Genomic DNA, 13,196 nt, shown 5'->3' on the forward strand with positions numbered 1-13,196 from the left:
TGCCGGGCCGCTCACTTCGCCCAGCGAGTGGCGTGATAACTGCTGGGCAGATTGACCACGCGCACCACGGCTCCGGTGTGCGGGGCCTCGACGCACTTGCCGTTGCCGATGTACATCATGACGTGACCGGGATTGCCGTTGTTGAACTCCGACTGCGGGAAGATCAGGTCGCCGGGCTGGATGGCGTTCGGGGCGACCTCCGGAAGCTGGCGGTACTGCGCCGAGGCGACTCGCGGAATCTGCACACCCGCTGCCCGGGCCGCGTACTGGGTCAAACCGGAGCAGTCGAACGAATTGGGCCCTTCCGCGCCCCAGACATAGGGATCGCCCTGCTGCTGCAGGGCCACCTGGACGGCCTTCTGCGCGGCCGACGATGCGGTCGTACCGGCCGGCTGGGTGTATTTCCGGCCGGCCAGGTTGTACATGTACTGCTTGGTGAGACGGTTGATTTCGGCCGCGGCCTCCTTCGAGTTCGCGCTGCCGCCACTGACGATGCGAGTGGCCTTCTCGAGGGCCTTGGTGAGGATGTCGTGCACCTTCAGCTGCCCGGCCTTGGTATAGGCCGCCGAGCCCAGTTCGGCGAGTTCGGTGTCGACATCGCGCAGTAGTTGAGTGACGGCCTTCTTGTCGAGTTTGTGCTTGCCGGCCAGCCGGCGCATGTAGTTGACCAGGTCGTTGTCGAGGGTGTTGAAGGCCGTGGCCGCATTGCGCTGGAACAGCTGGTGTGCCTTGATCTGCGCGGCGGTCTTCCCGCTGCCGGTGCTGCTGCCCGAACCGGTGCCGGTGTCGAGCTGTTTTCCGCTGCCGCCGGAGTTGGGACCGGTGGGGTCCTTCCCCTCGTCGCCGTAGGTCTTCTTGAGTTTCTGCAGTGCGTCGAGCGCCTGCTGCGCCTCGGGGGTCAACGTGCCGCCCGAGCCGGATTGCTGTGTGCCGGAACCGTTTCCGCCGCCGCCCTTACCGAGGCCGGACAGCGCCGAGGCGAGCATGGGCAGCATGCTCATGCCCATCATCGCGGCCGGCAAAATCGACATCATGGCGTCCGGATCGAGTCCGCCGCCGTCGTGCCCGTCCGCGCCGCGTCCGGCCGCCGGTTGCGGTGGAACGGCGCCCGCACCGGTACCGGGCGTGGCCGCTTGTACCGGGCCACCGGTTCCCACGGTCGACGCGCCCACACCCGAGGGGATCGATCCGGACGACGCCGGCGGCGGGGCGGGCGGGGCCGGTGCGGCAGGTGCGGCGGCGGCCGGCGGGGCGGCGGCCGGCGGAGCAGCGGGCGTTCCCTCTCCCGGCGCCGCCTGCTTGCTCGGATCTGCTTGCGCCGCACCGGAACCGGGCGCCGGCGGTGCCGACGTACCCGATCCGCCCGGCTTCCGCTGCCCCGGCTTCGTCCACGGCGTCCCCGGACTCGGCGGATTCTCACCGTCGTGTTCGGGCTCGGCATTCGACTCCGGTTCCGGGACCGGGTCGAGGCCGGTATGCCACACTTCCGCACTGGTCATGATCCGCTCCCCAGGACCCGTTTCACTCGTACCCCGGCACCGCTGGGCATGCCGGTCTCCAGCACGCCGCCGGATATCGGGTCGGCGGTCACCACCGCGGCCGGGCCGACCGCGATACCCACCCTGGTCGGCATATGCGACCGGTAGTCCCAGAACACCAGATCCCCGGCCGACACGCGGTCCGTTTCGACCCGCTGCCCGCACAGCCCCTGCGCGGCAACGGTATCCGGCAAAACGACGACCGAGGAGACATCGGCGCCGGGGCTCTGCGCGGACCGCCCGCAACCGCCGGCCGCCGGCGCGGATTCCGCACCCGCCCGCCCCGCGCTCGCGGCGGGATCACCGGGCGCCGCGCCCAGCAACCCGCATCGGCCGGTGGTCCACACCGCCGACGCCTGGTAGATCACGTTCTTCGCCAGCACGGCCGCCGTCATCGACTGCCCCACCTGCGCCAGCGCGACCTGACGAGCACAATCGACCGCGGCACCGGCATTGGTCGTTCGCAGCGCCGGCAATTGGTACGGCGCGGACTGCATCGCCGTCACACAGTCGCGCTCCCAACCCGACACCTCGGAATCGTCGGGGGCGATGGTGAGTTCGGCGAAGGGATTGGTGGTCGGAATATCCGACGGCTGCGCCGTCTCGGTGGTTCCGATGTTCGTGCCGGTGTCGGTGCTGCTCTCCTCGTCCGGCCCCAGCGCACTGTCGCACTGGTACCGGAAATCCGCCGAGGCCGCCGAGCCGGAGCTGTCGGTGGCGACCACCAGCACGGTGGCCAATCCGAACAGTGCCGCTACCACGAGCAGCCCGATCCACACCCACGCCGGGATCAATGAAAGGAGTATGAACCGACCCAGCATTGCGTACCTTCCGACCTCGTCCTACGGCTCCAGATATCTCGCGACCTCGGACATTCGGCTCTGCCAGTTGGGGTTGGCATTGTTCTGGCCTCTCGGGGCCACCGAGTTCCAAGGAGTTCCCTGCGCACCGCTGGCCCAGTGGTCGGTATTCACCGCGTCGAAGACCAGCGTTCTCAGGTCTCTGATCCGGTTGGCATCGGTCACATCCTCCATCAGATGTTCGGTCGCCTTCTGGATGTCCTTGGCGTGCTCGTTGCCGATCCACTGGCTCATTCGAGCCGCACGTTCGCGAGACAGCCTGCTGGTTCCGTTGATTCCGATTCTGAGCAGCTCCTGCGCACCTTTGTTGCTGGCGAGAGCCCCCGCAGCGAGGTCGTCACCATCGATGACAGCCTGCAGTGCCACCATCTTTTCTTTCGTGGGGTTCAGCATGTAGTCCTTGACGAAATCCCGCTCGACGCCTGATGCCGCCCCGCCGTCCAAGGCGACACCGCCACGCTTGATCCGCCGGAACGCACGCGATGCCTGCTCCAAATTCGCGAAATCGGCGGCGGTTTCCACCGCATCGCCCTTCCCGTTGACGAGCAGACGCGCCGAGTTCTGGCTCCGGCGCAGCGCGGCGACCAGCAGGCTGAGGTCCTTGTCCGCCACACTCTCACTGCTGGCGTTGTCGGCGATGATCTTCCGGGACCGCCCGACGATGTGGCCCAATCTGTCGTTCTTCAGCCCCGCGCCGAGCATCGCGCCGTGCGCGTCGGCGATACCGCCATCGGCATCCAGCACCCCCTGAATCGCGCCGGCCATTCCGCGAATGGATTCGATTCCCCGGGAACCCCCGTATGCGCGTGCGCCTGAGCGGGCCTCCCGGCTCAAGGCCTCCCACTTCGCCATCGACTGGACATACCAGCCCCGCTTACCGCCGAGTCGCGTCTCGTCCACCCACACGCCGGCCTGCGCCTCGGTCATCAATTTCTTCATTCGCGACTGCGGGTGAAAGCCGCCCGGAAGGGCGCCGAGCAACCATTCGGTCAGAGGCGAGTTCGAGATGGTGCTCGCGCCGGCCATGACGGCCATCATCGTTCCGCTGCCCAACTTGTGGTGCGCGCCCATCTCGCCCATCCCCAGCGCATGGCCCCCGCCACCACCGCCGCCACCGCCGCCTCGGCCCGGGTTCTGGATGGCCAGCGCGAATCTGTTGGCCACCCATTCGTTTCCGCTGTCCAGGCTGGCGGTCAGCCGCTTGAACTGGAGGAAGCCCACGATCATCACGATGGCGCCGATGACGAACACCGACATCTCCTGCCCCTTGGCCTGCCGGAACAGATCTCCGAAGAACAGCAGATAGACCCCGAGCGCGATGATCTGCACGCACATCCGCACCGCGGACATCATGCCGTGTACGACCGCGCGCACGGTGAACGTCTGGGTCGGACCGTAAACCAGTCCGCCACCGGCGAATCCGAAGATCGTCATGATTCCCCAGTACACCGAGTCCAGGGCCGACCAGATGATCTTGAGCGACAGATAGGCGGCGAAGATGAGCAGGATCGTCGCGGTGATCAGCAGCAGCAGACCGGCGCCGATCTGCCCGAAGCTCGGGTTGTCGGCGGCGCGGGCGGCCGCCTGGTCCCCGCACGACTTCATCCCGTCCTTGATCTTGCCTTCGCTTCCCGACCGCACACCGGCCGACCAGGCCGCCGCGCATCCGGGCCGATCGTCGACGACATGCCCGAAATTCCACACCTGCAACGGGCGGCGCGCGAAATTGTCGGCCATATCCTCCTGCAGGGTCGGCACCATGGCGGACGGATCGGGATTGCTGTTGCCGTTCAAGCCCGCCGACACCGACAGTCCGACATTGCGTCCCTCGGCCAGCAGCCCGTGTGAGGACAGCACCTCACCGAGCGGATCGGATAGATAGACCGGCCCGATCACCGCGACCACGAGCATCGTCAGTACCTGGACCACGGCCTTGGCGTGAAAACCGCGCTGGAGGAAGTAGGCGGCGATGAGGGCACCGATGGAGGCGAAGGTCGCCAGCATGATCGGCGTCGCCAGCTGCCCGGACAGGGCGTGCGCCACCCCGTTCAACGGCGCGCTGAACACATTCAACCAGCCGAAGTCGAGCACCCAGCCGACCATCCAGGTCGGCAGCGTGACCAGCACCATGAAGAAGGCGAACAGCAGGCCGAGCACGATCGCCAGCCCGGTGTTGCCGGGGTGCAGGATGCCGCCGTGGTTGGTCGCGTAGACGTAATCGGCGAGCGAAACACCCTGGGAGTCACGGACTTTCGTCCAGCCCAGCGCGCTGTTGCCGCCCGGCCCCTCGGTCTCGGTCTCCACGGCCGCGGTGGCGACCGCCCCGACGACCATCGGGACGACCAGGAAGACCACCGCGACGATCACCGACCAGGTGATCCACCGGCGCCGCCGGGTCGAGGTCAGCCGGCGCCAGCAGCGGCGGGCGACCACGCGCGGTTGCCACTGTTCGGCGTCCCAGAACTCGAGTGCCCGGGAGGCGTCGAACAGGCGGGGACCGTTCTCGAATAGTCGCGGACCGCGACGGCGGTCGGAGGCGGTGCTAGAGGTACTCATCCGGACTTCCGCTCACACCGAGACCTGCCGGGCCACCGCCGACCGGCGCGCACCGGCTCCCGCGGTCTGCGGCGTACTGCCGATCGCCTCCGCGCGATCCGGCCGGGCGGGGCCGAAGACCTTTCCGCGGCCGATGCGGTTGAGCGCATCGCGCATGAACATCTCACCGCGGCGTTCGTCCGGCACGGTGCGTCCCGGCCCGCTGGGCGGTGACGTCTCCTCCCGCAGCACCTGCAGCAGGAACGGAGTCTCGTCCAGGTCGACGCCCAGCCACTGCAAACTGTTGCGCGCCAGCGTTTCGTCGCGCTGCCGGAAGACGAAACGGTTCGGGATCAGATTGTGCGCCGCGCCCTGGAAGTCGGTGGCCGGATCGTGGGAGGCCAAACCGATGGCGGCCAGGTGCTTTCGGCCGTCACGGCTGAAATCGGACGTGACGGCCGATCCGACGTGGGTTTGGGTGAAGTGGTGGGCCTCATCGCCGACGAGGAGTCCGAACCGGCCGTTGTCGGACAGAAACGCCTCGCGCGCAGCGACTCCCACGAGTTCGTAGAGTGCGGTGCCGAGCCGCTTGGTCAGCGGCAGCCGGTTGTAGAGGTGCGGGGTGGTCAATTCCTCGGCGGTGGGCAGCGCCAGATTGTGGCTGCGCACCACGGTGGCGGCGGCATCGAGCCGCAGCACCGGCAGCGTCGGATCGAACAGCACCGGAACCCGATCGAGAATGGTGCCCAGGCGCGCGGCCAGATCCGCGAATTCGTCACCGGCGCCGCTGTCGCGCAACCGGCAGACCACATCGTGCAGGTCCAGCATGCTGCGAATGCCGTGTTCGGCGATGCCGCGAGGCGTGAGCAGACTGCTCATGGCCGCGCCGGCACCACTGGTCGGCGACAGATCCAGCAGCGGCAGAATGGAATCCAGTGTCCGCTCGCCGGCGACCCGGGGCGCGAACAATCGCAGCGGGTCCAGGGAGACGGTCGGATTACTCAGATCGATGACGACGGCATTGTCGATGGAGGAGGCGAAGTATTCCCACTCCCCCACCTGACTGCGGTCGATAGCCAGGAACTGCCCGCCCATATCGTGGACGAGCACGGCCATCAGTTTCAGGAAATACGACTTGCCCGAACCCAATTCGCCGGTGACGGCGAACGAGGCGGACAGATCGTGCAGCGCCGCCTCCATGATCCCGAAATGGATCGGCTCGTAATTGCCCGAGAGCAGGTTCACCCCGATGACGGGCCCACTGTCGTCACCGATCTGACTGGTGGTGAACGGTACGAAACCCGCCCACATATCCGAGGGCAGGATGTGCGCGAAGTCGTCGTAGGCCCGGCGGTGCGGGCTGCCGGGAATCATCATCGACCACAGATCGACCTGGGCACCCAGCGGTGCGGTCATCTCGACCTGGAAACGCTTGTAGCGCCGCTTGAGCATGTTGACGGCGTCCATCGTGGTCTCGTGTGAGGAGCTGCCGACCGCGATCACCGTCGTGAACGACACCTCCGATTCACCGCTGTTGACCTCGAAGTGGTGGTTGTACTCGGCGAGCATCGCCGCCTTGGACATCAGGGTGTTCTGCGCGAACGAGATCTCCTGGTCGCGCTGATCCATCTGTTCGCCGAGGCGGCGCAGATTCAGTTCGTTGCTCTTGAGCACGGATTCGGCCGGTTTGGTCGACACCCGCATCGCCCAGTCGACCGTGACGTCGTCCATCCCTTCGAGCACACCGAGGAATTCGCTGCCACCGGGAAAAGGCATGCCGCCGTAGGGAAATGCGTGCGGGGTGAGCATGGCCTGATACGACGGGCGGAATTCGTAGTCGGGCTGCACCACCTTGATCACCGGTACGAACGACGGTCGCACGCGGCGGCTGCTGTCGGCCTGGGCCCCCTCGTCGAGGGCGGCGGAGCGGAATACCGCCGCGGTGGCGTCGTCGATCACTCCCGCGCGCGTGGGCGCGACCGGATCGCCCGCCGCGCCACGGGAGAGATAGTGCTCCCACAACCACTGGAATATCGCGGCCGGCACCGGAACCGGATCGAAGTCACCGCCGATGCGGGACAGGATCTCGTTGGCCTTCTCGTCGTATTGGTCGAGCGCTTCGCGCGAGATCGACGAGACGTCGACCGCGGTGGAACCACTGCGCCACATCCGCGAGAGCCCGGAGATCCCGGCGCCGGCATTACCCACCGGAATGCTCAGCAGGAATATCCGCGTCTGCGGCAGGATCGCCTGCACCCGCTCGTAGGAGGCGACCACCTCGAGGGCGTAGTCCTCGCATTCGTCGAGGTCCACGCCCTCGACCATTTTGCTCAGGACATCCAGCGTATTGAGCCGGGCCTGAATGCCCAGCAGCAGCGAACCGGCGGGCAGGCTGTTCACCAGCGCGTGGTGCGCCGATTTCACGTTGTGTTTGTCGCCCGACCGGCGCAGTCCGTAGCCGAGGGGATTGATGAAATAGGTGGCGGTCACCAGTCCCGCGTGCGTGAACTGGAGATTTCCGCGCACCGCCGCGGTCGGTTGCAGATCGCGAACGAATGCCATCAGCCACGCTCCCCGGCGGGCACACTGTCGTTGTCGCTCACCTTCGCCAACGTCCTACTCCATCTGTCGAGCACATTCCCGGGCAGCACGCGGGTCCGCGGTGATGGCGGCTCCACGGCGTCGGCCCGTCGATCGGGCAGGATCACCACGATGCTCTCCTCGACGTACATCGTGTGCCGCGCGGAGTCGGGGGTCACCGGAATTCCGGAGGCGGACACCGGCTTTCGAATCAGGATCAACCGTCCCACCCACATCACGCGGGACGTCAGCCGCACACCGGTATACGGAATCAGGCCGATGCCGAACACCACGGCGACGGTCAGGGCCACCCCGATCAGGAAGGTCACCGCCGGGTTGATCGGCAACGCCATCGCCAGGACCGAGGCGATCAGGATCACCACCACGCCGGAGATGATCTGCGGCAGGGTGTACGGCCCGAACGGAAGCTTCTGCCCGTTCTGGGCCTTGCCGATCATGATCGGGACACGTTTGATCGGCGTGTAGACCTTGATCAGCTCAGTGGCCATACACTCCGCCGACGGGCTGGTCCGGCACGATGCGGTTGGAGTCCACCCGGGCGTAGTTCACCACGGTCGGCAGGATCCAGAACAGGATCGCCGCCACGATGGCCGACGCCGCGACGCCGAGCACCTTTCCGGGGGACAGTTTCGATTTCACCCCCTCGGAGATGAGCAGCGTCATACCCGCGATCGCGATGATGATGATGCCTGCCCAGCGCACGAATTGCAGGATGTTGAAGAGGATGTAGCCGAGTTGACTTCCCATGACGCCGTCCTTTCCGGATCAGTTCTGTGTCGCCGGTGGGACCGAGACCGCGGTCGACGGTGCGGTGGTCGGAGTGCCGGAAGCGGACGCCTTGGCGGAGTCCTGCGTCTGTGCGCCGGAGACGACCGCCAGCGGGTTGCGCAGGGCCGGAAGGGCATCCATGGATTGCACCTGCCACTGTCCCGAGTTGCGGATCATCGTGAGCGGATAGGCCAGAGTCGGAGCGGCGCCGGCGCCGGCCTTCGGATTGATCGTGGCGAGCACTTTCGCCGAGCCCGCGCTCGCACCACAGCTCGCGTCCTCCGACGACACCGTGGTCGTCTCGACGGCCGTGTACGGAGCCGGTTGCAGGGCCGCGATCCCGGAGTTGGGCGTGACGTAGCGGGCCACGTCGCCGGAGCCGGTGAGGTAGGCGGCCAGGAATCCGGATGCCACCTGTGCCAGCGGAGTGTCCGTGCCGCAGGAGATCTCGTAGTTCAGCACCAGGTCGTTGCCGCGGCCGGGTGCGCCCACCGCCGACGGGAGTGCCAGCGCGCGGCGGCGGCCGTCGGCGGCGACCGAGACCGGCACGCGGTAGTACTCGCGAAGTCCGCCCGCCGCACCGGTTTTCGCGACGCGGACCGATACGGTCACCGCCCAGACGTCCATACTGCTGTTGCCGATACTCCGCGAGGCGAAGACGACGATCGGATCGGAGACCTGCCGCGGCGTGGACGGGAGCGTCATCTGCTGTGCGTCGACGAATTCGGCGAGCTTCTCCTGCTGCCCGTTCGTCGCCGACAGGTAGGTCAGCACGAATTCCTGCGCGAACGATTCCGCCAATTGCGCATTTCCGACGATCGTGGTGGTCGTGGCGTCGGAAGGCCCCGGCGGCGGTGTGGCGAACCAGCTCAGGACCGCGTGCCCGCCACCGAGGACCGCCAGCACGGCGAGGACGGCGAATACGGCGTTGTCGCGGCGGCGGCGAGCGGCCATCCGGCGAAGTAACTCCTCGCCCGAATCCGCCCGTCTGCCAGCCGATGTCCGCACTCTCGAAATGGTAGAGAGCTGCACCACGTTACCCGTTTCGGCTATTCCCCCGGGTGGGAACTTCGCCGGCGATACCGGCGTGGGCGTCAATTCACCGGGCTGCGATTCATGCGAAAGGCGAGCCGGTGCTGAAGTTGATCGTCGTAACCGATCGGCACCCGATGGTTCCGCGCCGCGAACGCCTCGCGATGCGGTTCCATCATCGGGACGTCGTCGGCGACCCGAACCAATTGCGCGATGGCCAGCTGCCGCGTCGAATATCCCGGATACGGGTACAGCAGCATCGAGGTCGGTGTGTAGCCGCCGCCGTAATTGAGCGCTCGCACCGTCACCCCGGCCGTGTCTCCGGCCGCCAGCCGTCCGCTGAGTTCGATCAGCCGGCCACGGTCGTCGGGATGGAAGACGTCCACCGGACGGAACAGGTAGTCCCAGCGCATCCATGGCGCCGGATCGGTGAGCCAGTGCGAGATGCTGGTGTGCTCGAGTTCGATGACCGCCAGATGGGTTCCGGCCCGTCGATGCGCCTCGCGCAGTCCGACGCGTTCGAGCGTCGACCACGTCGCGGGCTGATCATCGGAGGACACATCCTCGATCAACCACCACGCACCACGGGTGCGGTCGTCGTCGCGTGCGCGGATGGTGACCCGCCAGCGGCCGGGCCTGCCGGAGTTGTGCGGCACCGCGACGTCGAATTGCATCTTGGCGCCGGCCTTGGGCTCGTAGAGCAGATCGAGCACTTCCGAATGGCGATCGAAGGCCGTCATGCGGTGGAACACCTCGGCGATCGACATCCGGGGCACATATTCCTGCACGTCCACGCCGGGCAATCGGGTGATCCCGCTGGGCTGCTGCACGGTCTGGGAGTCCAGATCCCAGATCGCGCCGACCGCGGGACGCGGCTCGGCGACCGTCGCCGCGGCCGGTCCTATCCACAGCCGCAGGCCGTGCACGTCGCCGGCCGGACCGAAGACCGGCCGCAGCTTCAGTTCGTGTTGTCCGGCCCGGGTCGGGATCCGCAGATCCACCTCCTCGGCCCGGTCCCGTGCCGAATACAGCGCATCGGCAAGCCGCGCGGTGGTGAGGCTGTCGTATACCGCCGGCATCTTCGTCAGCACCCGCTGCACGACTCGCTGCCAGCTCGCGAACTCACGCGGCGTCTCCCCCACCGATGCCACCGTCATCACGTCCGGCATCAACGTCTCAATGGTTATCCATGGGATTACTGCGTCGCTTCGCATCGCGCTCGCCCGTACCAGCCGTTCCTCCGGGGGATCTGACTCCGACGAGTCAGCTCGTTACCTGTTTAATGTACCGTTAGATAGCGGTTCAATCAACAGGTTTCGGCATTTCCGCAGGTAGCAGGAGAGCCGACCGACGGCATAACAAACCGACCGGAGCACTTCATCCCACCATAGGACGGAAGACGCTCCGGTATCGGCTCTTCGGTACGAGTACGGTTCGATCAGCCGCCGGCCATGATGCCGAGCACTCCGGCGCCGGCCAGTACACCGATGTCGTCGATCTCCGACGGGATCACCCGCAGCCCGGTGAGAAAGCCGATACGGGCGTGCGTCGCCACTGCCGCGTTCAACGGTTTCCACAGCGCCGGACCGGCTTTGGACACCGTGCCACCCAGCACCACCAGGTCGAAGTCGAGCAGGGGCGCCACCGAGGCGATGGCCCGGCCCAGTGCCGTGCCCGCCCGCTGCAAGCCCTCGGTCGCCACGGAATCCCCGTCCGCCGCCGCGGCGTTCAGCTCGGCCACGGTCGTGCCACCGAAGCCCTGGGCCCGCGCCCAGCGAAGCAGCGAACGCCCACCGGCCACGGCCTCGACACAGCCACGACCACCGCATTCACAGGGGTCGTCGAAGCCCGGAACGAGCACGTGGCCGAAATGTCCCGCGTTGCCGGTGCGCCCGACCACGGAGAACCCGCCGACCGATACGCCCGCGGTGATCCGGTCGGAGACCAGCACCGACAGCGCGTCCATGACGTCGCTGGTGGCCCCGAAGTTGCGCTCGGCCAGCGACATACACACCCCGTCGAGGCCGATCTGGACATTCGCCGCCGGGAACAGTTTGCCCACCGCTTGCGTCAGCGCGAAACCGGTTCGCCACTCGGGTATCTCGACGGGCGCCACCACACCGGCGGACATGTCGATCGGGCCCGGCGAGGCGATTCCTACGGCGGTGACGTCCTGGCCCTCGGCCGCCTCGACGAGCAGGTCGCGGCACACTTCCCAGGTGCCGGCGGCCGGTATCGGAACGCGGCGGACGTCGTCTTCCTCGACATCGTCGGCCACCCGGCACGCCGCGAAGCCGTCCGCACCGATCTGCAGAGCCAGAACCGTCATTCAGTCACCCACCGCCACAATCGTTTCCATCCATCGGCGCGTTCGTCACGCGCCGATCCCGGTCGGCCGCAGCCGATGCCCGAGCACGATACGCCGCCGTGGGGTGGGCGGCGCGGGTTCGGCACAGACCGGCCGCGCGCCGGTGCGGATGATGCGCAGCGGGCGTTTGTGGTCGATCGGCGCGGTGCGGTGGCGGTCCAGGTTCTCTACGATCTTGCCCGCGCTGTCGTAGGCGACGCCGGCCCAGATCATCGCGCGGGGGCCGTCACCGCGCGTGATGAGAGTCTGTGCGAGCTGGGAACATTCGGCCAGCAGGGGGCAGCCGGAACAGATCCGCACTGCGGCGCGCCAGGATTCGGGGTTGCCCACGTCGAGATCCCAGTCGTCGGGGCCGTCCGCGCAGGGGGGCCGGTGCGCGGAGCGCACTGTCGCCGACGGCGCGGGTAGAGGTGAAAGTGCGGTCGGCACAGGGGATCCGAGGGGAAGCCGACGCGAGTGGATTGTGCTCATTTCCGTCTCCGGGGATGCCGAGGACACACGCGTGCAATCACCGTGTGGTTCGCAGACGTGGCCCATGGTCGGGCGGGCATCGGGGCTGCTCAACAGTCCCCGGCAACCAGCAGCGAACTGCTGTACTCGGCACGTTAACCCACGATTTGGCTGTCAGCAACCGCTTTCGCCGCTATTTAACGGCACATTGACCAAGTCGTTGCACGGATGTATCGTCACTTAACGGGACGTTTTTGTACGGTCCGTTTTTCTACGGGGTAAGTTGTGATTTCCTAAGAGGTATGGCTGTGCACTCGGAGTACACGATCGACGAGCTGGCGCGGGCAGCAGACACCACCGTGCGCAGTGTCCGCGTGTACCACGAACGGGGGTTGTTGCCGTCACCGGAAGTCCGGGGCCGCATCGGCTACTACGGATCCGATCACCTGGAGCGGCTGCACACGATCAGCCGGCTGCTCAGCCGGGGTATGAAGCTCAACGGGATCCGTGAACTGCTCGAGGCATGGGATCGCGGCGACGGGCTCGCCGATGTCCTCGGGGTAAGCGACGCTCCGGGCGAGCGCGAACCCGCCGCCACACAGGAGAAGCCGAACAACGACGATCCGCTCGCGGATCTGCCCGACTACGTCAAACAGGCACTGGCCGGCAGTTCCGACCCCCTGGAGGCCTATCGGGTCGCCAATCCGCGCTGTGGCGACCTCGCCGCGCGCCTCATCGACAGCGGGGTGCCCGACACCACCGCCTTCCAGCTCGTCGAGCGGCTGCGCGGGGAATGCAACCAGATCGCCGACCGCTACGCCACCGAATTGTTCTACTGCCTGGCCGGGCAGGCCTACGAGCGCTCACAGCGCGACAGCAAGGACCGCGCGCGGCTGGAAACCGAGGTGGCCATCGCCCGCCTGATCGTCACCCGCGCCGCCTCCGAGCTGATCGACCAGGCCTTCGCCCGGCACGCGGAACTGCCCGCACCCAACGAGGCCGCCCGATAAGTCCGGTTGTTCGCCGTGTCCGTCGCACCGGGCC

Annotated in this window: 11 protein-coding genes; 1 reads left to right on the plus strand and 10 read right to left on the minus strand. The window is 67.1% G+C overall.

Annotation, left to right across the window (positions count from 1 at the left end; translation table 11 throughout):
- Nucleotides 1-11: 11 nt before the first annotated feature.
- From AC5592_RS28105 to AC5592_RS28150, 10 genes are all read right to left on the minus strand, one after another.
- Nucleotides 12-1,499 (minus strand): C40 family peptidase, encoded by a 1,488-nt coding sequence (locus tag AC5592_RS28105; RefSeq protein WP_063065963.1) that lies wholly within the window; start codon nucleotides 1,497-1,499, stop codon nucleotides 12-14.
- The gene (locus AC5592_RS28110) at nucleotides 1,496-2,332 is read right to left on the minus strand and encodes an NlpC/P60 family protein (protein WP_157122277.1); all 837 of its coding nucleotides are present in this window, start codon (nucleotides 2,330-2,332) and stop codon (nucleotides 1,496-1,498) included. The genes AC5592_RS28105 and AC5592_RS28110 overlap by 4 nt, the downstream gene beginning before the upstream one ends.
- Nucleotides 2,333-2,380: 48 nt before the next feature.
- Nucleotides 2,381-4,954, minus strand: coding sequence for a hypothetical protein (locus tag AC5592_RS28115; protein WP_063065965.1), 2,574 nt, complete (start codon nucleotides 4,952-4,954; stop codon nucleotides 2,381-2,383).
- Nucleotides 4,955-4,966: 12 nt separating this feature from the next.
- On the minus strand, nucleotides 4,967-7,495 hold the full coding sequence (locus AC5592_RS28120) for an ATP-binding protein (protein WP_063065966.1): 2,529 nt from the start codon (nucleotides 7,493-7,495) through the stop codon (nucleotides 4,967-4,969).
- Nucleotides 7,495-8,022, minus strand: coding sequence for a hypothetical protein (locus AC5592_RS28125; protein ID WP_063065967.1), 528 nt, complete (start codon nucleotides 8,020-8,022; stop codon nucleotides 7,495-7,497). The genes AC5592_RS28120 and AC5592_RS28125 overlap by 1 nt, the downstream gene beginning before the upstream one ends.
- On the minus strand, nucleotides 8,012-8,281 hold the full coding sequence (locus AC5592_RS28130; RefSeq protein WP_036509625.1) for a hypothetical protein: 270 nt from the start codon (nucleotides 8,279-8,281) through the stop codon (nucleotides 8,012-8,014). Before AC5592_RS28130 ends, AC5592_RS28125 begins: the two co-directional genes overlap by 11 nt.
- An 18-nt stretch (nucleotides 8,282-8,299) precedes the next feature.
- Nucleotides 8,300-9,310 (minus strand): conjugal transfer protein, encoded by a 1,011-nt coding sequence (locus AC5592_RS28135; RefSeq protein ID WP_232329587.1) that lies wholly within the window; start codon nucleotides 9,308-9,310, stop codon nucleotides 8,300-8,302.
- 86 nt (nucleotides 9,311-9,396) lie between these two features.
- Entirely contained in the window at nucleotides 9,397-10,548 is a 1,152-nt protein-coding gene (locus AC5592_RS28140; RefSeq protein ID WP_269750214.1) for a GAF domain-containing protein, read from the minus strand.
- A 224-nt stretch (nucleotides 10,549-10,772) separates the two neighbouring features.
- Nucleotides 10,773-11,663, minus strand: coding sequence for an ROK family protein (locus AC5592_RS28145; RefSeq protein WP_063065969.1), 891 nt, complete (start codon nucleotides 11,661-11,663; stop codon nucleotides 10,773-10,775).
- A 45-nt stretch (nucleotides 11,664-11,708) separates the two neighbouring features.
- The gene (locus AC5592_RS28150) at nucleotides 11,709-12,032 is read right to left on the minus strand and encodes a hypothetical protein (protein WP_157122279.1); all 324 of its coding nucleotides are present in this window, start codon (nucleotides 12,030-12,032) and stop codon (nucleotides 11,709-11,711) included.
- Between the two features lie 422 nt (nucleotides 12,033-12,454).
- On the opposite strand from AC5592_RS28150, the gene AC5592_RS28155 reads away from it, so the two are divergent.
- Entirely contained in the window at nucleotides 12,455-13,162 is a 708-nt protein-coding gene (locus AC5592_RS28155) for a MerR family transcriptional regulator (protein WP_036509631.1), read from the plus strand.
- Nucleotides 13,163-13,196 lie beyond the last annotated feature (34 nt).

The sequence above is a fragment of the Nocardia violaceofusca NBRC 14427 genome (genome assembly GCF_963869435.1).
GTDB classification, from domain to species: domain Bacteria; phylum Actinomycetota; class Actinomycetes; order Mycobacteriales; family Mycobacteriaceae; genus Nocardia; species Nocardia aobensis.